The organism is Pseudomonas sp. SF2 (genome assembly GCF_036858055.1).
GTDB lineage: Bacteria > Pseudomonadota > Gammaproteobacteria > Pseudomonadales > Pseudomonadaceae > Aquipseudomonas.
Genome location: NZ_JAMBDI010000031.1, coordinates 144562 through 166641 on the forward strand (window position 1 = coordinate 144562; position 22080 = coordinate 166641).

Genomic DNA, 22080 nt, shown 5'->3' on the forward strand with positions numbered 1-22080 from the left:
CGCTTTGCGCCCCCTGTGGGAGCGGGTTCACCCGCGAACACCGGCGCAGCCGGTGCCATGCACCGCGNNGGGCCGCACAGCGGCCCCGGCAACCTCAGAGCTCAGCCGCCAGTCTCGAACCCTGGTTGATCGCCCGCTTGGCATCCAGCTCCGCCGCCACATCGGCCCCACCAATCAGGTGCACCGACTGCCCCGCCGCCACCAGCCCGTCCTGCAGTTCGCGCAGCGGCTCCTGCCCGGCACAGATGACCACGTTGTCCACCGCCAGCACCTGCGGCTCGCCATCAGCCACGCGAATGTGCAGGCCGGCATCGTCGATGCCCAGGTACTCGACGCTGTTGAGCATCTGCACCCGCTTGTTCTTCAACCCGGTACGGTGAATCCAGCCGGTGGTCTTGCCCAGGCCGTCACCCACCTTGGATTTCTTGCGCTGCAACAGGTACACCTGCCGCGCAGGGGCATGCGGCTCGGCCTTGATCCCGGCCACGCCACCACGCGCCTGCAGATGGGTGTCGATGCCCCACTCCTTCCAGAACGCCTCGAGGTCCTGGCTGGTGGCAACGCCCTGATGCACCAGGTACTCGGAAACGTCGAAACCGATACCACCCGCGCCAATCACCGCGACAGCCTTGCCCACCGGCTTGCGCTCGAGCAGCACGTCCAGGTAGCTGAGCACCTTGGCATGCTCGACACCGGGGATGGCCGGCGTGCGCGGAGCGATGCCGGTGGCCAGGATGATTTCGTCATAGCCACCGTCCACCAGGGACTGCACATTGACCCGGGTGTTCAGGCGCAGGTCCACGCCCGTGCTTTTGACCTTGTTGCGGAAGTAACGCAAGGTTTCATGGAACTCTTCCTTTCCCGGCACCCGCTTGGCCACATTGAACTGCCCGCCGATCTCGCTGGCAGCATCGAACAGGGTCACCGCGTGGCCGCGCTCGGCCGCTACCGTGGCTGCCGCCAGGCCGGCCGGGCCAGCACCGACCACGGCAATGCGCTTCACGGCGCGCACGGGCAGGTAGTTGAGCTCGGTCTCGTGGCAGGCGCGCGGGTTGACCAGGCAACTGGTCAGCTTGCCGCCGAAGGTATGGTCCAGGCAGGCCTGGTTGCAGCCGATGCAGGTGTTGATCTCGTCGCCGCGGCCAGCAGCGGCCTTGTTGACGAAGTCCGGGTCGGCCAGGAACGGCCGGGCCATCGAGACCATGTCGGCATCACCCTCGGCCAGCACCGCCTCGGCCACTTCCGGGGTGTTGATACGATTGGTGGTGATCAGCGGAATGTTCACCACGCCACGCAGCTTGGCGGTGACCTTGCTGAACGCCGCGCGCGGCACCTTGGTGGCAATGGTCGGGATACGCGCTTCGTGCCAGCCGATGCCGGTGTTGATCAGGGTCGCGCCGGCGTGCTCGATGGCCTTGGCCAGCAGCTCGATCTCGTCCCAGCTGCTGCCGCCCTCGACCAGGTCGAGCATCGACAGGCGGAAGATGATGATGAAGTTCGGCCCTACCGCGCCGCGCACCCGGCTGACGATTTCCACCGCCAGGCGCATGCGGTTTTCATAGCTGCCGCCCCAGCGGTCGGTGCGATGGTTGGTGTGGGCGGCGAGGAACTGGTTGATGAAGTAGCCTTCCGACCCCATGATCTCGACGCCGTCGTAACCGGCGCGCTGGGCCAGCACCGCGCAATTGACGAAGTCGGCGATCTGCTTCTCGATACCCGCCTCGTCCAGCTCCCTGGGCTTGAACGGGTTGATCGGCGCCTGGATCGCGCTGGGCGCCACTTGGCGTGGGCTGTAGGCATAGCGCCCGGCATGCAGGATCTGCAGACAGATCTTGCCACCGGCGGCGTGCACAGCCTCGGTGACGACGCGGTGCTTGTCGGCCTCCTCCTCGGTGCTGAGCTTGGCCGCCCCGGAATACACCCCACCCTCATCATTGGGCGCGATGCCGCCGGTGACCATCAGGCCGACGCCACCGCGAGCGCGCTCGGCAAAGTACGCCGCCATGCGCTCGAAGCCGCCCGGGCGCTCTTCGAGGCCGGTGTGCATCGAGCCCATCAGGGTGCGGTTGCGCAAGGTGGTGAAGCCCAGGTCCAGCGGGGCAAGCAGGTGCGGGTAGCGTTCGGCGGCCATGGAAAGGTCCCCAGATGGCGTATTCACGGGATGCGGGTGCCGCACCGGCCGGTGGGCCCCGTCGTTTGTCTGCCTGCGACATTAAACAGCCGTTTGAAGGGGCTCAATGATCGAAACTGACAAGTTATTGATCCTGGCGCACAGCGAAACCTGCCGCGAACTCGCAAATCCTCGGCCCACAGTTTCTATGTGCGGGTGACAAGATGTTGGTAACCGGCAGCACGGGTGAAATCGGCAAGATGCCAGAGACTCCCGTTCGCTCCCCAGGTGCCATCGGCGATGTCGACCAGCTGTATCGAAGTCATCAACATCCTCCCGTCATCCTTCCCGACGCATTGTTCGATGGCCTGGTGCAGGCCCTGCACGTAGTCCTTGCGCATCTGTTCATCGAGCACGCCGGCAGGCACCTTTACCATGACGATGCAGGGAATGGCGTGGGCGTGCATGTTCACCCCGCCACATAGCCAATCACCGCCCCGCACCTCCTCGATGAGCACCCAGCACAGGCTGCGCTGCGGCAGAGCGTCACCTATGTGCTCATGCGCGATTGCTGCCTCGCTGACGCGCTTCAACAGATGCTCGCGTTGCTGCTCGTTGAAAGCCCCGGTCGGTACCTTGATCAGGATATTGGGCATTGCTGAGACCTTTGTGATGAGTTGAAGCGCCATTAGGCCTGGCGCTCCTCTTACGCAAAAGTGTCGGATCCGTCCTCTTTCGAGCATAATCCGACAATGCACGATTTCACCATTCTGGTCATACCGGGGGCATTCGCCGCTAGCGTAGCCTCCACCCTGGATATCCTCGCCACCGCAGCAACCGTTAGCGAGCGACTCGGCCTGGCCGCACCACGCTGGCGGGTTTGCGGCCCGCAACCGGGAGCGGTAGCGCTGGGCCATGGCCTGCAACTGCATGTGCAACCGATCGAACAAAGCACCGATGACCAGTCCTGCTGGGTCATACCAGGAATCGGCGTCAGTGATATCGACCAGCTCGAAAGTCGCCTCGCGGAGCCATGGACCGCTCCCTTTCTCTCTATACTGAGCGATCACATCGCCAACGGCAGGGAAATTGCCGCGTCATGCTCGGCCGTCTTTCTGCTGCATGCAGCCGGGCTGCTGGACGGCAGAAGGGTAACCACCTCCTGGTGGCTGGCACCGCACCTGCAGAGGCTCGCACCCGGCTGCCGCGTCGACCCGGACTTCATGGTGCTGGCCGATCATCCACTGACTACGGCAGGAGCTGCCTTCGCGCAAACCGACCTGATGCTGCACCTGCTTCGTCGGCGCCTGTCACCTGCAATCGCCGACGCGGTGGGCAAGGCACTGCTGCTCGACCGCAGGCAACTGCAGTCGCCTTTCGTCATCCCTGCCGTACTGGTGCAAGGTAATGCACTGATCTCGCGCCTGATCGCAGAGATCGAGAAGTCACTGCCTGAACTTGCGAGCGTCAAGACACTGGCCGCAAACGTCGGCATGTCCGAGCGGACCCTGGCGCGCCATGTGCACAAGGCAACGGGGCACTCCACCCGGCAGCTCATTCAGCGGGTGCAGTTGCACAAGGCCCGAGCGCTGCTCGAGTCCGGCGAACATTCCGTCGAGGCGATCTCGGCGCTGGTCGGCTACCAGGACCCGACGGCTCTCCGGCGCCTGATGCGCCGCTTGCTCAACGCCACCCCGCGACAATTGCGCCAGCGCTGACTCAGGGGCTGCCTGCCCCATGCCCTCAAGGTGACGTCACGACCACCACGTAATGGCCCTGGGTCAGTGGCTCGCCACGCCCATCGACCAGTCTGTAGGCCTGATCCACCGTGTGCCCCCGGTCGACGCGTACCGCCTTCGCCGGCAGCGCCTGGCCATCCACGCCCTGAACGCCAATGACACTGTCACGCGCCAGCGCCGGGCAGTTATCCATGCGCCAGCCCGCATCGCCGACGGTGGTCGTGCAAGACGGCTCGATGATGCTGCCGGTGAAGTGCAGCATGCCCGAGGCGACGACGGCGCCTGCCTGGGCCTGGCCGACCAAGGCCAGGCAAATTGCGACACTCATTGCGAATCGCTTGCCGCTCATGATTGCCACTCCCCAATACCCAAGGTTGAGCCTATCGGATGGGCGGTGGCCTGCCTGGCTACGCGCGTGAGGCCGTTCACAAAGCAGGAAAATAAACCACACGGCCGTTTAAGAAACGTCTCAAAGCCGGCGGCGGTGCAACTGTCTAGGATGGCCAGGCCCCTCCCAGCCAACCTCACCGGAGCCCTTCCCAACCATGTCGCGATTGCTTCACACCCTCTCGCGCCCGGCCATGGCGGCACTCATCCTGATGTGCCTGGCGCCTACCGCCTGGGCCCAGCTCAAGATCGAAGGCACGCGCCTGATCTACCAGGGCTCGGACAAGGAAGCGAGCATCAATGTGGTCAATCGCAGTGGCCTCGACACGGTCATGCAAAGCTGGGTCAGCAGCCCCGACGAGGGCGGCGATGCCCCCTTCGCGATTGTTCAGCCATTAACCTTGATCCCTCCCAACGGCCAGCAGATGCTGCGGGTGCTGTACGCCGGCCAGGGCCTGCCTGAGGACAGGGAATCGCTGTTCTGGCTGAACATTCTCGAGATCCCGCGCAAACCCGAACAGGCAGATACCCTGCAGTTCGCCATCCGCCAGCGCTTGAAGCTGTTCTACCGCCCTGCCGGCCTGCCAGGCTCGGCCAGCAAGGCGGTCAATGGTCTGGAATGGCGCACGCGTCTGCCTGGCAGGATCGAAGTCAGCAATCCGAGCGCCTTCCATGTCTCGCTGGTCGACCTGCAGCTCGACAGCCCTGGGCAGTCGCACCCGCTTGCGGACTATGTCCTCCTGCGCCCGGGGGAGTCGCTCAGTCTCGAAACGCCCTCGCCCCTGCCAGTGCAGAGTCGCGTGGCGTTCAGCGAGCTGACCGACATCGGCCTGCAGAAGCGACACCACGTCGCGCTGCCGTGAACACACTGCCACAGGATAGCCACCCCATGACCCTGATCCGCAAACACCTGCTGGGCCTGCTCTTTGTCGCCGCCAGCTGCCCCGCCACCAGCTACGCGCTGTCCTGCAAGCTGGACCCGTCCAAGGCGTCGACGCTCAAGGAGGCCCTGGGCACCGCGCTGGCGGTACCGGCCGACGCCCCCGACGGCACGATCATCTGGGAATCGTCGCCACACTCGGTTCCGGTCATCTGTGCCGATGACTATGAAACCGGCGTCAAGGAAGATATCTATTTCTATGTCAACCCGGCCAAGGCCAATATCGGCAAGGGCATACGGGTGGGGATACGCTATGGGTCCCAGACCATCACCCAGACCTCGGGCGCCATCACCACCGGCTACAACTCGCTTCATGGTTGCAACTGGGCGAATTGCGCGGGTTGGGACAAGGCCCGGTTCACCCTGACCTTCACCGTGTTCATTGAAAAATACGGCGCAACGCCAACCAACGGGCAAGCAAGCACGTTGAGCGAATACCGGGTGTTCCAGCTGGACGGCAAGGGCGGCCTCAACCCCAGGCCCGACAGCAACCTCAACTATGTCGTCACCGGCATGAACAACATCCGCTTCGTGCCTTGCTCTCCCGAGTTGACCATCTTGCCGTCAGTGATCAGCTTCCGCCGTGCCTTGGTCAGCTCGGCACAGGTCGGCCAGGTTGCCAGTTCGGCCAGTTTCAGCCTCGATCTGGTCAGGTCCTGCGACACGCCCTACACCGTCGATGCCCGCTTCACCCCGGTTGCCGGCAGCGCCAGTGTCATCGACAAGCTGCTGGTGCCCGGCAACAACAGCTCCGTCGGGATCGCCCTGACCCAGCAGGACAGCAACCAGCCGGTGCCTTTCGACACCTGGTTCAAGCTGGCCGACCTGACCGTGCCGGGCTTGATCCGCAACGAGTTCCGCGCCGACCTGATCTGGCGATCGTCCCCCATCCCCGGTACGTTCGAAGCCATGGCGCTAGTGGACCTGTATTACAAGTAAGCCCTCGGCCAAACGGCCTTTAAGGTTCGTCTGATGTCCAGTTGCCAGCGGCCTGCCTAAATTCGCGGGATGCGACTCAAAGCCTATCTGCAACAGATCAACCCCCTTCTCTCCGACCCCGAGGCGGCGCGCCGCCTGCTTCGGCTACTGGCGGTCGTGCTATCGGCCGGAATTCTCGGCGCGGCCTACAATTTCCTGTCCTTTACCTTCAACACCGACATCGCCCGGCGCCATGGAACCATGAGCAGCGCAATCGCCGAGGCCCATACTTTCTTCACCAACCGCGAGGCACTGCTGGAAAGCCTGAGCCTCGCGGCCGTGCGTCAGGCGGTTCCGGGTGTCACCGCACCGCCCGTGGCACCACACGAGGAAGTGCACCTGCAACTGGGCAGCCAGCTGGACAAGCGCTGGAGCCTGTGGCTGACCCAGCGCATGTGTGCCTACCTCAAGGCCCGGCAGGTCAACCTGCTCTACGTCGACGCAGGGGCTCAGGGCTCCATGCGCTGGCTCTACAACAGCGACGCCCAGGCCTCGCCACCTTCGCCTGCCTTGCTTGAGCAGCTGCGCGATGCGGGGCACCGGCCCACAGCCCCCCGGGAACTGTGGCTGGCCGACCAGGACGCGCCCCGCTCGCGCCTGTTCATCTTCCTGCGCCTTGACGAGCGCGACCCCGATTCTGGCTGGCTGGGCCTGGAGATCGACAGCCAGGCGGTGTCGCCATCACTCGAGGATGCCAGCGCAGGTGAATTCATGATGTTCAACGCTGACGGCATGCTGGTATTCACCAACAGCCCGAACCCGACACTGAAGCGCTCGCGCCCCCAACCCTCGGGTGACAACTTCTTCGGCTTCGCCGGCGCGGGGTTCTTGCCCGAATACCTGGTCATCAGCAAGCCATTGATGTCCTCGGACTGGCAACTGGTCTATGCCATCGACCTGTCCGCCATCCTTGCCGGCCTGTGGCAGCAACTGCTCGGTGCCCTGTTGTTCTGCGTGATCAGCATCACCTTGATAAGGGTGCTGATCCGGCGTTTCGACCAGCGCTTGTTCACCCCCACGGTCGAACGCATCCGCGCGCTGGTGGAAAGCGAGATGTTCAGCCGGGACGTCATCGAAACCGCCCCCGTCGCCCTGTGCGTGCTGCGTCGCAGCGATGGGCAGGTTGTGCTGGAGAACCACCTGGCCCAGCAATGGCTGGGCCAGGACCAGGCTCGCGACGCACGCAGTGCGCGATGGATCGAGCAGGCCTTCGAGCGGCACGAAGGCCAGTGCAGCGACTATTTCGAGAGCGCCGAAGGGCGCCACCTGTACCTGAGCTGCTCGCCAACCCGCTACAAGGGCGAGCAGGTTCTGCTTTGCGCGTTCAGCGACATCAGCGCACGCAAGCAGATCGAGGCCGCGCTGGAGGACGCCCGGCGCGCGGCAGACACGGCCAACGAAGCGAAAACCCAGTTCCTGGCCACCATGAGCCACGAAATCCGAACACCGCTGTACGGCGTGCTGGGCACCCTCGAGCTGCTGTCTCGCACCGTGCTCGACGCCCAGCAGCGCGATTACCTGCGGGCCATCGAAGGGTCCTCGTCAACCCTGCTGCAGTTGATCTGCGACGTGCTGGACGTGTCCAAGATCGAGGCCGGTCAACTGGCCCTTGAACTCAGCGAGTTCAGTGCCCCGGACCTGGTCCGCGAGGTAATCCAGGGTTACAGCGCGGCAGCCGGGAGCAAGGGGTTGCAGCTCTACAGCTGCCTGGACCCGCGCCTGCCGGAGCACCTGATCGGCGACGTCAACCGCATCCGCCAGATTCTCAACAACCTGTTGAGCAATGCGGTCAAGTTCACCGATTGCGGGCGCGTGGTGCTGCGCGCCAGGTTGCTCAACCGCGATGGAGAGCGCTCCTGCCTGTTGTGGCAGGTCTCGGACACCGGCAAGGGCATCGCCGAACAGGACCAGCCATTCATCTTCGACCCCTTTTACCAGACCGAAGGCCATACCCAGGTCATTCCCGGCACCGGGCTGGGGCTGCCGATCTGCCAGCGCCTGACGCAATTGATGAACGGCCAGCTGCGCCTGGTCAGTGAGCTGGGCCTGGGCAGCAGCTTCAGTCTGACCCTGCCCCTGGAAGTCGCCTCAGGCCGCGCCGGCACCCCGTTCAACCTGCTGGCCGAACGCATTCATGTGGTATCGCCGGTACATGAACTGGCCGAAGCCATCAGTGGCTGGCTATGCCGCTGGGGCGCACGCGCCCAGGTCGGCGCCCCGCCACCGGGCAGCGCCATGGCCGGCGAACTGCTGGTCGAGCTGCATCCAGGCAACGTCGAGCGCCGGCTGGTCGCCGAATGGCCCGGCCCAAGCATCCTGGCCAGCGCCCAGGACTGCTGGGAGGCGCGGCACGAGGCTGGCCATTGGCAGGTCAACCTCAACGACCTGGGTGCTCTGCACCATGCCGTCGGCCAGGCTCAGGGCTTGCGTCGTCCCATGGGCCAGGCCGTGCCGGCCCCTTTGACCGAGCGGCTCGGGTTGCGCGTGCTGGTTGCCGAGGACAACGTCATCAACCAGTTGATCCTGCGCGACCAGCTCGAGGAGCTCGGCTGCAGCGTAGCCTTGACCAGCAATGGCGAGCAGGCCCTGCAAGCCTGGCAACGCGAGCATTTCGACCTGCTGCTGACCGACGTCAACATGCCCGGCATGAACGGCTACGAACTGGCCCGAGCCCTACGCCAGCTGGGCTGTACCCAACCCATAGTCGGCGCCACCGCCAACGCCCTGCGCGGCGAGGAAGATCTGTGCCTGGCCGCCGGCATGGATCGCTGCCTGATCAAGCCCTTCAACCTGCAAGCCCTGCTCAACTGCCTGGCCCCGTATCGAGGTAGCCGTCTTGAAGCCCTTTAACATCCTGATTGTCGAAGACCATCCGTTTCAGCATATGTACCTGCAACACCTGTTCAGCGAACTTGGCAGCTTCAACCTGGTAGCGGCCCGGGATGGCCAGGAAGCACTGGAGCGCTTGCGCCAGCATGAAGTCGACCTGGTCCTGACCGACCTGCTGATGCCCGGCATGGACGGTGTGCAGTTCATCCAGCACCTCGCCGGCCTACGCCACAAACCGGGCCTGGCGATCATGAGTGCGGCCTCGCGGCGTATGCTCATGGCGGCGAGCCTGGTGGCCAAGAACCTCGGCGTGGATGTGCTCGGGCTGATCTCCAAGCCAGTCGAGCCCGCCGCGTTGCGCAGCCTGATCGACCAATTGCAGTTGCACCATCAGGCTCCGGCCCGGGAGGCACCGACCATACCCGAGTTCGATCGCCAGACCTTGGTCGAGGCCTTGAACAACCGGGCCTTTCAGGCCTGGTTCCAACCCAAGAAGTCCTTGCACAACGGCCGCATCGTCGCCGCCGAGGCCCTGGTGCGCTGGATGCATCCGGAGCAAGGCGTGTTGCTGCCAGGCACCTTCCTGCCGGCGCTCAACGCCTTCGGCCTGGAGGAAAGGCTACTGTGGGTGATGCTCAAGCAAGCCATGGATGCCCAGGCGCGGTGGCGTGACCGGGGCTATGACATTCCGGTCTCGATCAACCTGCCGACCCACCTGCTCAACAGCCATGACCTGGCCGACCGGCTGCTGGAATTCGTCCTGCACCATCAAGGCGTACCTGGCAAGCTCTGCTTCGAACTGATGGAATGCTCCATTCCCGAAGAGTTAAGCAACTTCTATGCGGGCGCCTGCCGCTTGCGCATGAAAGGTTTCGGCCTGTCCCAGGACGACTTCGGCAAGGGCTACAGCTCCTACATGAGCCTGGTCTCGACGCCCTTCACCGAACTGAAGATCGACCGGGCGCTGGTGCAGCGTTGCGATGAAAGCGAGAGCCTGGCTTCGGCCCTGGCCAGCATCGTCGCCCTGGGCCGCAAGCTCGGGCTCACCGTGGTGGCCGAAGGGGTCGAGACGCCCCAGGAGCTCGAGATGCTACGCAAGGTCGACTGTAACCAGGTGCAGGGCTTTTTGATCTCCCATGCCGTGTCGGCGGAACAATTCCAACGCCTGCTGCACAGCGACGGTCCGCCGTCGGCCTTTTGACCTGCTGTAACTCAGGGCGCCGGCAGGGCATCAAAGGTAACATCTACTGGGTATCGATGCCCCCACGGCCTTCCGGATCCTTGCATGAATCAGTACAACGCCCTGCTGGAAAACCTGGCCCGCAGCTCTCTGCGCCTGAACAAAGGCATGACCGTACTGCTGGGCCTGGCACTGCTGCTGGCCGGTTTCAGCTTCTGGTCGATCGAGCGCCTGATCGACGAACAAAGCGACACGGTCAGCATCCATTTCGCCCGTCTGATGGAGAATATCCAGGAGCAGGAAACCTTCCTCGAAGCCCTCGTGGAACGCAGCGCCAAAGGGGAGCTGTTCGACTACCCACGCGCGCTCGAGCCGGTGCTGGCGCCGCTGCCCGAGGAAGGGCCGGACATCTACAAGGGCCAGGTCTTTCCATTTTCCATGCCGTTCAGCCTCAAGCTCGATCGACGTAACCTCGCCGGCAGCGAAGAGTCGAGCATTTTCACCCAAGGGGCGAACCTGGCCAGCTTCTACAGCATGTTCTGGTCGGCGTCCCCCTACCGCTCGCCGCAGGTGTTCCTGTTCTCGCCGGATGCCCGTTATGACATCACGGTTCCCGCCGCAGGACGCGGGCGGGGCAAGGTCGAGGAAGAACCGTTCATCGAAGTGATCAGGCAAGTCATGGCGCGCCAGCCTCAGGGCAAGGACTGGAGCCCAGGCACCAGGATCATCTGGCGCAGCTATGTCGAGCAGCCGGACCAGGCCTCCCCGCCGCGCGTGCTGGCCTACGCCAACATCACCCTGCCCCCGGCCAAGGCCGACGACCAACGCACGCAAGTGGCGTCGCTGGTGGATCTGGCCCAGATCGACGATTTCGAACGCATCATGGACTGGACCGTGTATGACCACTTCAATCTCATCGCCCCGTCCGGCGAGGTACTGATCGGTGCACCCACGCTCCTGGAGGGTATGCACGAAGGCCTCAACATCAAGGCCGAAGGCCTGGTGTTCCGCCTCCACGAGCAGGCCAACGGAGGCTGGAGTGCTGTCTACACCGTGACCTACCGGCACTTCTTCCGTTACGCGTTCTGGTCGCTGGCCAGCATCGCCGCTACCTTCCTGGTGCTCATCGGGATGGGCCGGGTGGCCATCCGCTGGTATCAACGCCAGGTCATCCTGCCCGCGCGCGCAGCCCACGAGGCCATCGCCGAGAGCGAGGCCTTCAGCCGGGTGGTCATCGATACCGCCCCGACCGGCCTGTGCGTGGTCCGCAGCACCGACCACGAAGTGCTACTGGAGAACCAGCGGGCGCAGCAGTGGCAGGGCACCCGAGAACTGGTCAGCACCCTCGCCTCGACAGTGGGCAGCTCCAGCAGTGGCGAGCACTACCTGCAGGTCGAAGGCCGCCACCTGCAGATCGGTTTCGTATCGACCCGCTACCACGGCGAAGACGTGCGTCTTTACGCATTCAACGACGTTACCCGTCATGTCGAGGACGCCCAGGCGCTCGACGAGGCCCGGCGCGCGGCCGACGCAGCCAACACCGCCAAGACACTGTTCCTGGCGACCATGAGCCACGAGATCCGTACCCCGCTGTACGGCGTGCTTGGCACCCTCGAACTGCTCGGCCTGACGCAGCTGGATGCCCGGCAGCAAGGCTACCTGCACACCATCCAGCGCTCCTCGGCAACCCTGTTCCAGCTGATCAGCGACGTGCTCGACGTGACCAAGATCGAATCCGGGCAGATGGCGCTCGAACCCGTGACGTTCTGCCCGCTGGAGATGCTCGAGGACACCGTGCGCACCTATCGCGCCTTCGCCGAGCGCAAGGGCCTGTTGCTCTATGCCTGCCATGACGCCCGCCTGCCAGCTCAGGTGGTGGGCGACCCGATACGCATCCGCCAGATTCTCAATAACCTGCTGAGCAACGCCATCAAGTTCACCGACACCGGCCGGGTGGTGCTGCGCACCCGTGTGCTGGCACTCGACGACACCCACGTCAGCCTGCAATGGCAGGTTGCAGACAGCGGCATCGGTATCTCCCAGGCGCAGCAGGCCAGGCTCTTCGAGCTCTTCTACCAGGTCGTCGACGCTTCCAGCGAGGGTGGTGCGGGCCTGGGCCTGCCGATCTGCGGCTGGCTGGCCGACATGATGGGTGGCCAGATCAAGGTGGTCAGCGAGCCGGGCCTGGGCAGCAGCTTTTCCCTCAACCTCAGCCTGCCGCTGGCCCAAGGGGATCTGAGTGACTGCCCGACCGTGATGCCCGACCCGACCCCGGTATATGTGCGTGCGCCAATACCGGAGCTTGCCCAGCATGGCGTCGACTGGCTGCAGCGCCTGGGCATCGCCGCGACCCTTACGATTCCGCCCCTGGAGAAGGACAACCACCAAGCCCTGCTGGTGGACCTGCTCGACTGCCCGGATGCTGCCAACTGGCATGGCCAGCGGATCTGCGCCAGCAGCGACGGCCCGGCCCCCGGCGCGTTCATCGACGGCTGCTGGCGGGTGGACCTGCATGACGTGCGTGCCATCGCCCAGGTCATCGCCCTGGTGCGCCAGGGCGGGGTGCCCAATGGCCAGGCCTCAGCGCAGCAGCAACGTGCCGCCCTGCGCCTGCATGTGCTGGTGGCCGAGGACAATCCGATCAACCAGGCGATCCTGCAGGAGCAGCTCGAGGCGCTGGGCTGCACCACGGTCGTCGCGGCCAATGGCGAACAGGCCATGCAACGCTGGCAGCCAGGCCTGTTCGACCTGGTCCTGACCGACGTGAACATGCCATTGATGAATGGCTACGAACTGGCCAGGACCCTGCGCCGGCACGACACCCGGTTGCCGATCATCGGCGTCACTGCCAATGCACTGCGAGAAGAGGGCCAGCGCTGCCTCGAGGTGGGCATGAATGCCTGGATGGTCAAACCGTTGAGCCTGCAGACCTTGCGCAGCCATCTGGTCCGCATGTGCCGGCCAGTGCTGGCCGAGGGGCCCAGCCAAGCGCAAGCGGACGACCGCAGCACCCTGCTCCCCGACGCCACCATCGATACCGTGCAAGTGTCCGCGGCCATGCGCGAACTGTTCATCACCACAATGCGCGAGGACATGCAGCGGTTGCGCCTGGCCCTTGAGCAACGCGACCACCGTCGCCTTGGCGAGCGCCTGCACAGCATCGCCGGCGCCCTGGGCGCTGTGCAGGCCAGGGGCCTGGCCGAGCAGTGCTGCGCACTGGAGGACGCGCTGGCCAGCTCGCCGCTCGACACGGCCATGACCGATAAACTGCGGGAGGTGCTGAACAGGCTGTCGGCAATACTCGAAACACTTGCATAGAATCAACTTCAGTGCTGATAACGCCTGAAGACAACCCTCCCATCCGCACCGGCTAACGGGTCGTCATTTATGGAAAAACTCAAGGTCATCATCGCCGACGATCACCCCATCGTACTGCTCGGCGTCCGGGAACTGGTCGAACGCGACCCACGCTTTTGCGTGGTTGGCGAAGCTGTCTGCTCGCAAGGGCTGATCGAACTGCTCGAACGCCAACCCGTGGACATGGTCATCTCCGACTACAACATGCCGGCAGACTCACCCTACGGTGACGGCCTGAAACTTATCGATTATCTCAAGCGTCACTATCCCGCTGTCCGCATCCTCGTGCTGACCATGATTTCCAACCCGCTGATCCTTACACGGCTACAGGAACTGGGCGTGGACGGTGTCATTCAGAAAAGCCAGTTGCACGGCGAAATCGAAAAGGCCCTCAATGCCGTCGCCCGCAACAGCACCTACCGGGCGCCGGAGCCGGCGAGGCACTCGGTGGTCGCCTGTAATACAGCCATCGATCAACGGGTGGAAAACCTGTCACCCAAGGAATTTGAAATACTGCGCCTGTTTGTGGCCGGCCAAAGTGTCAGTGAAATTGCCCGCAGCCAGCACCGAAGTACCAAGACCATTAGTGCGCAGAAAGTTTCAGCCATGCGAAAACTTGAAGTGAACAGCGATCAGGAATTATTGGCCTATTGCCTGGCGAGCCATATCTTCAATTAACTGGCGAGCGCTATTGATCGGCCATTAAGATTCGTCTGATGGGCCAGGGAAACCACCTGACTTATTGTGAGCGTGCATTTAGTTGCAGCACTTACTCACTTTCATGTGGACATCAATATGAATAAATTCTCCCTGGCCGCACTGACCCTCTCGCTTATCACTGCTTCGGCCGGCGTTCTGGCCGCCGATCCCACCGGGCCAGTAAAAGGTGGCAGCGGCAAGATTTCCTTTACCGGCGTGATCAACAATGACGCCTGCTCGGTCGACGGCGCCAACGCCGACCGCGTGATCGCCGTGGATATGGGTACCGTCTCGATCAAAGACATGGGCACCGCCGAGAACCCAACGGCAGGCCGCGTGACCGGCAAGGACTTCAACCTCAACGTCAACTGCAACGTCGGCACCAAGGTGGCGATGGTCTTCGATGCCAATAGCGGAGGCTCGGGCCTGGTGACCGGCAAGAAGGTCCTGGCCCTGACCAAGGGCACCGGCACTGCAGCCAACGTCGGTATCGCCCTGCTCGACCCCAACGGCAACCTGATCGACCTGAGCTCGGCCGCCACCGCCAAGATCCAGAGCGAGGTGCATGGCACCGGCGCCGAGGGCGGCGACGCTACCCTGAGCTTCTCTGCAGCCTACGTGACCACCGGCGCCGCCGGCACCGCCACCGCCGGTCGCGGTGATGCCACCCTGCCGTTCATCCTGCAGTACGAGTAATCACTTCGCAGCTTCTCCATGCGCGAGGCTGATCAGCCTCGCCACTTCTTCGTCCCGCAAGGTACCCAACCATGTTGCGTCGTTCTCTGTATCCCGTTCTCGGGTTGCTGGGCATGCTCGTCGCCGCCCAGGCAACTGCCAGCATCTCCCTGAGCGCCACCCGCGTCGTGTTTGACGGTGCTCACAAGGAAGCCAATGTCATCGTGCGCAACGGCAATCAGGAAGTCCTGGTGCAGTCGTGGGTTGATGCCGGCGACAGCGCGCAGGCGCCGTTCGCCATCACCCCTCCGTTGGCCAGAGTATTGCCCAAGCAGGAACAACTACTGCGCATTCTCTATGAAGGCCAGGGTCTGCCGACCGATCGCGAATCCGTGGTCTGGCTGAATGTCCAGGAAATCCCGCAAGCCAGTACCAAGGCCAATACCTTGCAGTTGGCAGTGCGCCAACGCATCAAGATTTTCTTCCGCCCGGCCAACTTGCCCGGTAATGCCCTGCTGGCACCGGAACAACTGGTCTGGCAATTGACCCAGCACGCCGGGAAGGCCCAACTGACCGTGAACAACCCAGGCCTGTATCACGTGTCGATGGCCGACATCGAACTCAAACGCGGAAAACAGACCGTGTTCAGCGCCGATTCGAGCATGATCGCCCCCGGCGAACAAAAGACATTCAGCTCGGCACTTTCCCTGCCGGACGGCCCGCTGACGCTCACGTTCAAGAGCATCAACGACTATGGCGCCCAGCATGGATATTCCGTGCTGCTGACCCCTGCCCAGCCGGGTAGTGCCAAGCCTGCCGAACCCGCCATCACCTTGTGAAAACGTAGCGCCCACCTCGCGCGCCCCGGTCGCGTGCGGCCTCCCCGTGCCCAGCCCGCGCCGGGACATGAATTAGGTTCCTAGTATGTCTCTGTCCATCGCCCCCCGCTCCGTAGACGGTGCCGATGCAGGCGCGCGCGCGCTCCATGGCGGCACGCCTCCTTCAGCCTGGAAGCTCAACGCCCTGTCATTGGTGCTCTGCTGCGCGCTGCCCGGCCTCTCGACGGCGCAGGACGATCCCCAGCTGCTGGGCTTCAACACCACCTTCCTGCAGGGTGCGCAATCGGCGGTCGACCTGCAGTTACTGCTGTCGGCCAGCAGCGTGCTGCCGGGCAATTATCGGGTAGACCTGTACAGCAACGAGGTACTGGTGGGCCGGCGCGACATCGATTTCAACCGCAACCTCCAGACCGGGCGCGTGGAACCGTGCCTGACCCTGGAACTGCTCGAGCAGTTGGGTATAGACATGGACAAGCTCAAGGCACAGGGGCGCCTGGATACCGCGCAGGCCTGCCACGACCTGCCGACGCTGATCGACCAGGCCAGCCTGAGCTATGACTCGGGTCACCTGCGCCTGTCCGCCAGCATCCCGCAGGTCGCCATGAAGCGCGGTCTGCGCGGCTACGTCGACCCGCAACTGTGGGACGCAGGGGTGCCTGCGGCGTTCATCAACTACCAATTCAACACCAGCCGCAGCGCCGGTGATGCCGACACCCGCATCAACAACAACCTGAGCCTGCGCAACGGCATCAACCTGGGCGGCTGGCGCTTGCGCAACGAGTCAAACTTCAGCAGCGGCACCGGGCGGCCGGACAGCTTCAAGAGCAACCGCAGCTACGTGCAGCACGACGTAACTGCACTCAAGGGCCAGTTCAGCGCCGGCGACATCTTCAGCGACAGCGACCTGTTCGACAGCGTGCGCTACCGGGGCCTGAAGCTGGCTTCGGACGAAGGCATGCGCGCCGACAGCGAGCGCGGGTACGCGCCGGTGGTGCGGGGCGTGGCCCAGACCAGCGCCAGAGTCGAGATCCGCCAGAACAGCTACCTGCTCTACACTGCCAACGTACCGCCCGGCCCGTTCGAGATCAGCGACATTTACCCCAGCGGCTCCAACGGCGACCTGGAAATCACCATCATCGAGGCCGACGGCCGCCGACGGGTCAGCGTGCAGGCGTTCTCCAGTCTGCCGCTCATGGTCCGTGGCGGCCAGGTCAAGTACAGCCTGTCCGCCGGACGCTACAACAGCAACACCGAAGGCCTGGCCACGCCGCAGATGCTCAGCACGATGTTGGCCTACGGCCTCACCAACACCGTGACCGGCGTCGTTGGCCTGCAAGCCACCGACGACTACAAGGCGCTGGCCGTGGGCAGCGGCCTGAACACGCTGCTGGGCGCCTTTTCGCTCGATGTCACCCATTCCTCGAGCAAAGCCCAGGGCCAGACCACCCAGGGCAACAGCCTGCGGGCGCTATACGCCAAGACATTCACCGGCACCGACACCAACTTCACCTTGGCCGCCTACCGCTATTCAACCGAGGGCTTCCGCACCCTCACCCAGCATATCGAGGACCTGAGCACCGACGCGATCAAGCGCAGCGGCAACTCCAAGACCCGCACCGACCTGACCATCAACCAGAGCCTGGGCCGCGACCGCGCACTCGGCAGCCTGTATCTGACGGCCACCGACCAGCGCTACTGGAACCGCGGCGGTTCGCAGAGCCTGTCCGCCGGCTACAGCAACAACTGGGGCGATATCTCCTACAACCTTGACGTCAGCCGCACCAAGGAGCTGGGAACCTCAGGCCCTTCGGGGCAGGATACCCAGTTCAACCTGTCGGTGTCGTTCCCGATCGGCAGCCGCGACCGTGCACCGCGGGCGTTCGTCACCGCCAGCACGCAGAAGGGCAACGACACCACCCAGGCCGGCATCAACGGCTACCTGTCGGAGAGCAGTGACACCTTCTACTCGATCCAGGGTGGTCACAGCCGCACCAGTGGCAGCTCGGCCTCGGCCAACCTGAACACCCGCACCTCGGTCGCCGACATCAGCCTGGGCTATAGCCAGGGGCGCGGCTACGACTCGCAGAACCTGAACGTTGCCGGCGCCGTGGTTGCCCACCAAGGCGGCATCAACCTCGGCCAGACGCTCAGCGAAACCTTCGCCCTGGCCGAAGTGCCGGGTGTGAAGGGTGCGAAGATCAGCAGTTTCAGCGGAGTGGAAACCGGGCGCAATGGCTATGCGGTGATCCCCAACGCTCAGCCCTACAGGGTCAACTGGGTCAGCCTGGACACCCGCGACCTGGGGGGCGACATCGAAATCGAAAACGCCACCCAACAGCTGGTGCCTCGCCGCGGCGCCGTGGTGCTTGCCCGCTACACCGGCAAGAGTGGGCGCCGGGTACAATTTGAACTGCTCGACGAGCACGGCCAGTCGATACCGTTCGGCGCCTCCGTCGAGGACGCCGAAGGCAAGCAGCTGGCGATTTCCGACCCGAGCGGCAAGGCGTTGGTGCTGCTCGAACAGGACCAGGGTAGCCTGACAATCAAATGGGGTGAGCACCAGTGCGCAGCGCCTTTCAGCCTGCCAGAACGGGACAAGGCGGTTAACTACGAACGCCAGCGCCTGATGTGTCGGCCGTGACACCAGGTCTTGTCAGCAGAGAATACTCATAAGCACCCGGTAGCTTTGGTATGATCAAACACGATTATGCAAAAGCAGTGCACCAAGGATTCCAAAGCTGATGAATAAGGCCGCACTTTGCCCTTGATGCCCTGCATGGCCAGTTCATTTTTAGGTAAAAGCTGAAGTTTGATGCGAAAACTCCTGGCAAGCACCCTGGCACTGGTGATGGCCGCCGCACTGTGTGGCTACGGTTTCTGGACCCAGCAGCGCCCGGAAGGCCACTATCTGTCCGACCTGCGCATCGAACTGGCGCTGAACCATGGCGTGCCGGGCGAGCACGGCAACCTGCTTGGCGTCGAACCGCTGCTGTTCCCGGGCGACTACCAGAACCTGCAGCGCCTGCACCGCAAGCTCGCGGCCTACCTGGAGCAAGCCCGCACCCAAGGGCTGGTAGGCCCGCGCACGGTGGTGGTGCTACCGGAGCACATCGGCACCTGGCTGTGGGCACGCGGGGAAAAGAACGAGCTGTACCAGGTCACGCAAAGCCGCGAAGCCCTGCAATGGCTGGAGCTGAGCAACCCGCTGCGCTATGGCCTGGCCATGCTCGGTGCCGACGGCGACGACTGGCGCGCCGACGCGCACCTGCGCATGAAGGCCGAGCAGATGGCCGCGGACTACCAGCAACTGTTCGGCGGCCTGGCCAAGGAATTCAATGTCACCTTGGTGGCTGGCTCCATCGTGCTACCCGCCCCTTATGTGAAACAGGGCGTGCTGCATGCCGGCAGCGGCCCGCTGTTCAACAGCAGCGTGGTATTTGCCGGCGACGGCTCGTTGCTGGGCCAGCCGCAACGCCAGCAGTTCCCCGACAGCGAAATGCGCCGTTATGTGCACGATGGCCGCCAGCACCCGCTGCAGGTATTGCAAACCCCTGCCGGGCGCCTGGGCGTGCTGGTGGGCAGTGACAGCTGGTACCCGGAAAACCACCAGCAACTGGCACAACAGGCGGTACAACTGATCGCCAACCCGGTATTCCTCAGCGGCAAGGGCAGCTGGCAAGCGCCCTGGCGCGGCAATCGCCACCAGGATGCCAGCGCCGGGCTGGCCTTGCAGCGCGGCGAAGTCAGCGAACAAGCCGCCTGGCAACGCCTGACCGAAGCTGCCGGGGCCGGCGTCAGCAGCATGAGCGTGTTCATGCGTGGGCAGTTCTGGGAACAGGGCAGCGACGGCCAGGGCTTTGCCCACCACGCGGGTGAATTGCTGGCGGGTACCCCCAGCCCTGGCGCCCGCCTGCTGAACCTGTGGCTGTAAGCCCATGGCCCGCCCCCGCGTGCGCCTGGGCGACCTGTCGGTTGGTTTTGTCCAGCCGCTGACCGAGGCCCTGCGCGAACTGGGCCATGACCCCGAGCCGCTGCTGCGCCGCTATGGCCTGGATGCGGCGCGCCTGGGCGAAGCTGGCGCGCGCTTGTCGATTCCGCGCTACATGCACCTGGGTCACGCTGCCATCGAGCTGTGTGGCGAGGCCGCACTGGGCTTGCACATGGGGCGCCTGAGCCGCCTGGCGCATGCCGGCCTGGCCGGGGTCACCGCCGCCCAGGCGCCGACCCTGGGCGAGGCGGCACGCACCCTGTTGCGCTTCGAGCCACTGTACGCCGCCAACTACCGCGGCCACTCCAGTTTTCAGGAAGATGCCCAAGGCGCCTGGCTCCGCTTCTACTCCATCAGCCCATACAACGCCTACAACCGATTCGTGGTGGATTCGCTACTCGCCGGCTGGCTGGCCCAGCTTGCCGACCTTGCCGGTACACCGGTGCAGGCCGAACGCCTGGATATCGAGTTTGCCGCGCCCGCCTATGCCGCGCGCTACCAGCCCTTGTCCAGCACGCCCGTGCAGTTCGCGGCCGACGGCAACCAGCTGCGCCTGAGCCGCGCCACGCTGCAGCTGGCCAACCCCAGGCACTGCCCAAGCACCTGGCAGCACCTGCTGCAGCTGTGCGAGGCGGAAATGCTGCAGCGCACGCGGGTGCGCAGCCTGGGTGAGCGCATCACCCACCTGCTGGGGCCGTTGCTTAATGGCGGCCGTGAACCGGACCTGGAAGAAGTGGCGCTGCACCTGCAACTGCCGACCTGGACCTTGCGCCGCAAACTGGCCGAGGAAGGCACGCGCTATCGTGACCTGCTCAGCGAAACACGGCGCGACCTGGCCGAGACCTACATCCGCGATACGGAGCTGGCCTTTGGCGAGATTGCCTATCTGCTGGGGTTTGCCTCGGCCGAGGCCTTCCAGCGCGCCTTCAAGCGCTGGACGGGCCTCACACCGGGGGAGTTTCGCCGCAGCCAGCGGCGGGTGGGCTAGAGCTCGGTAGCGTCGTCAGCCGGTTCCGGAGTGTCCAGTTCATAAGCCTGGAATTCGAGAAGTTCTTCCTGGTATTCGTCCATCGCCCTGCGTCCTCTCATCTCATGATCTTTATCAGTGTCGCCTTCAACCTAAGCAGGTGGAGTGACGGAATGATGACAAGCTTATGAGTGGTTAACGTAGCAGGTGTTCAGGAAGTTTTCGCCAGGTGTCTGTAACAAGGAATGTGTCCGGCCTGTACCAGCCGCTCCCACAGGATCTCCACAGGCTCTGAAACTTGCGCATTACCTGTGGGAGCGGGCAAGCCCGCGAAGGGGCCGGTACAAGCTAAAAATCAGAGAGCGGGCGATGCAGCCTCGGCAGGCTGGGCTTCCTGCTGGACCTCGATTGGCGCCGACTCCGCTGGCGGCGCCACCGGCTGCGAGCCCTGGCTGTCGTCCGCCACCGGTGCGGCTACCGCCTCGCTGGTCGGGGCAACGGCGGACGGAGCTGGCGCCGCGTCAACCAAAGGCGCCGCTACCGGGGCCGGTGCCACCGCAGCCTGCTCCGGTAACCCCAGGGCAGCCGCCGGCGCTTCGGCCTTCGGCGCGGGCTCCTCGACCTTGGCCTTGCTCTCCTGCGTCGGCTTGGGCTTTGGCAGGTAGCTCTCCACCAGGGCGAAATAGCGGTCATAGAACTGCGCCGCCGTCACCGTCTCGCTGGCCACCTTGACCATCGAGTCGTCGCTGGAGCCGATCGGCATCGACACCGACCCCAGTACACCCACGCCCAGGCTGGCGGAGGTGTTGGACTTTTTCAGGGCGTAGCGGTCCTGCAAGGCGTTGGCGAACATGGTCGAGCGCTGCGCGTCGCTCACATCGGGTGCACAGGTGACGTTGAAGCTGATCTGCAGGTGGTTCTCGCTGTTCTGCTGGAAGCTCTTGTTGCCTACCACCTGGTTGGCACCGCTGCTGGTGATGATGTAGCCCTGGCTGAGCAAGGCACGCCGGGCGGCCTCGCAGGAGCCGGCATCGCTCACCGGGAAGCTGCGCGAGAAGGTACCCGAGTCATCGAAGTTCTCGTGCTCGTAGACAGCAGCTTTTTTCGAGGAACAACCGGCCACGCCCGCCAGCACCAGGGCCAGCCCGAGCGCACCAAAGACGGAAGATCTGGTCATTGCGAATTCCGGGTAAGTCGAGAAAGTGCCTATTGTGCAACACAGCAGGCAGGCACAGGAACCGTTGATCGGTGAAGAGTCTGTCAGGTTCGTGTAAATCCGGGTCAAGGGCGGCAATTGCCAGGCGCAAAAACGAAAAAAGCGACCCTAAGGTCGCTTTCCCGTGGCTTCGAGGCGTTCAAGGGGCCTCGAGGCGAAGATGGCGCAGCGGACGG

The 22080-nt window shown here is 64.1% G+C and carries 16 protein-coding genes; 12 read left to right on the top strand and 4 right to left on the bottom strand.

Annotation, left to right across the window (positions count from 1 at the left end):
• Nucleotides 1–94 precede the first annotated feature (94 nt).
• Together M2S36_RS19365 and M2S36_RS19370 are read right to left on the bottom strand one after the other, a co-directional pair.
• On the bottom strand, nucleotides 95–2131 hold the full coding sequence (locus M2S36_RS19365; RefSeq protein WP_333957661.1) for an NADPH-dependent 2,4-dienoyl-CoA reductase: 2037 nt from the start codon (nucleotides 2129–2131) through the stop codon (nucleotides 95–97).
• A gap of 185 nt (nucleotides 2132–2316) precedes the next feature.
• On the bottom strand, nucleotides 2317–2766 hold the full coding sequence (locus M2S36_RS19370; RefSeq protein ID WP_233687141.1) for a tautomerase family protein: 450 nt from the start codon (nucleotides 2764–2766) through the stop codon (nucleotides 2317–2319).
• A gap of 96 nt (nucleotides 2767–2862) precedes the next feature.
• On the opposite strand from M2S36_RS19370, the gene M2S36_RS19375 reads away from it, so the two are divergent.
• Nucleotides 2863–3828, top strand: coding sequence for a GlxA family transcriptional regulator (locus tag M2S36_RS19375; RefSeq protein WP_333957663.1), 966 nt, complete (start codon nucleotides 2863–2865; stop codon nucleotides 3826–3828).
• A 25-nt stretch (nucleotides 3829–3853) separates the two neighbouring features.
• Here the strand turns inward: M2S36_RS19375 and M2S36_RS19380 are convergent, their stop codons facing one another.
• Nucleotides 3854–4177: a hypothetical protein gene (locus M2S36_RS19380; RefSeq protein ID WP_233687143.1), complete on the bottom strand. Its 324-nt coding sequence runs from the start codon at nucleotides 4175–4177 to the stop codon at nucleotides 3854–3856.
• Nucleotides 4178–4394: 217 nt separating this feature from the next.
• Between M2S36_RS19380 and M2S36_RS19385 the strand changes: the two genes are divergently transcribed.
• From M2S36_RS19385 to M2S36_RS19435, 11 genes are all read left to right on the top strand, one after another.
• Nucleotides 4395–5099, top strand: a complete 705-nt coding sequence (locus M2S36_RS19385; RefSeq protein WP_207832145.1) for a fimbrial biogenesis chaperone — start codon at nucleotides 4395–4397, stop codon at nucleotides 5097–5099.
• A gap of 26 nt (nucleotides 5100–5125) precedes the next feature.
• Nucleotides 5126–6115 carry a fimbrial protein gene (locus tag M2S36_RS19390; protein WP_207832147.1) on the top strand — a complete coding sequence of 330 codons (990 nt, stop codon included), beginning with the start codon at nucleotides 5126–5128 and terminating at the stop codon, nucleotides 6113–6115.
• A gap of 69 nt (nucleotides 6116–6184) precedes the next feature.
• Complete coding sequence (locus M2S36_RS19395; RefSeq protein WP_333957665.1) at nucleotides 6185–9004, top strand: ATP-binding protein; 2820 nt, start codon at nucleotides 6185–6187, stop codon at nucleotides 9002–9004.
• Nucleotides 8991–10184, top strand: coding sequence for an EAL domain-containing response regulator (locus M2S36_RS19400; RefSeq protein WP_207832152.1), 1194 nt, complete (start codon nucleotides 8991–8993; stop codon nucleotides 10182–10184). Before M2S36_RS19395 ends, M2S36_RS19400 begins: the two co-directional genes overlap by 14 nt.
• 84 nt (nucleotides 10185–10268) lie before the next feature.
• The gene (locus M2S36_RS19405; RefSeq protein WP_333957667.1) at nucleotides 10269–13481 is read left to right on the top strand and encodes a hybrid sensor histidine kinase/response regulator; all 3213 of its coding nucleotides are present in this window, start codon (nucleotides 10269–10271) and stop codon (nucleotides 13479–13481) included.
• 69 nt (nucleotides 13482–13550) lie between these two features.
• Nucleotides 13551–14198, top strand: a complete 648-nt coding sequence (locus M2S36_RS19410; RefSeq protein ID WP_063913809.1) for a response regulator — start codon at nucleotides 13551–13553, stop codon at nucleotides 14196–14198.
• 117 nt (nucleotides 14199–14315) lie between these two features.
• Nucleotides 14316–14915: a fimbrial protein gene (locus M2S36_RS19415; RefSeq protein ID WP_063913808.1), complete on the top strand. Its 600-nt coding sequence runs from the start codon at nucleotides 14316–14318 to the stop codon at nucleotides 14913–14915.
• 71 nt (nucleotides 14916–14986) lie between these two features.
• Nucleotides 14987–15733: a fimbrial biogenesis chaperone gene (locus M2S36_RS19420; protein ID WP_207832156.1), complete on the top strand. Its 747-nt coding sequence runs from the start codon at nucleotides 14987–14989 to the stop codon at nucleotides 15731–15733.
• Between the two features lie 85 nt (nucleotides 15734–15818).
• Nucleotides 15819–18374, top strand: coding sequence for a fimbria/pilus outer membrane usher protein (locus M2S36_RS19425; RefSeq protein WP_333957669.1), 2556 nt, complete (start codon nucleotides 15819–15821; stop codon nucleotides 18372–18374).
• 171 nt (nucleotides 18375–18545) lie between these two features.
• Complete coding sequence (locus M2S36_RS19430; protein WP_207832161.1) at nucleotides 18546–19664, top strand: nitrilase-related carbon-nitrogen hydrolase; 1119 nt, start codon at nucleotides 18546–18548, stop codon at nucleotides 19662–19664.
• A gap of 4 nt (nucleotides 19665–19668) precedes the next feature.
• Complete coding sequence (locus M2S36_RS19435; protein WP_207832162.1) at nucleotides 19669–20709, top strand: AraC family transcriptional regulator; 1041 nt, start codon at nucleotides 19669–19671, stop codon at nucleotides 20707–20709.
• A gap of 334 nt (nucleotides 20710–21043) precedes the next feature.
• Here M2S36_RS19435 and M2S36_RS19440 read toward each other — a convergent pair whose 3' ends face one another.
• The gene (locus M2S36_RS19440) at nucleotides 21044–21865 is read right to left on the bottom strand and encodes a DUF2242 domain-containing protein (protein WP_207832164.1); all 822 of its coding nucleotides are present in this window, start codon (nucleotides 21863–21865) and stop codon (nucleotides 21044–21046) included.
• Between the last annotated feature and the right edge of the window lie 215 nt (nucleotides 21866–22080).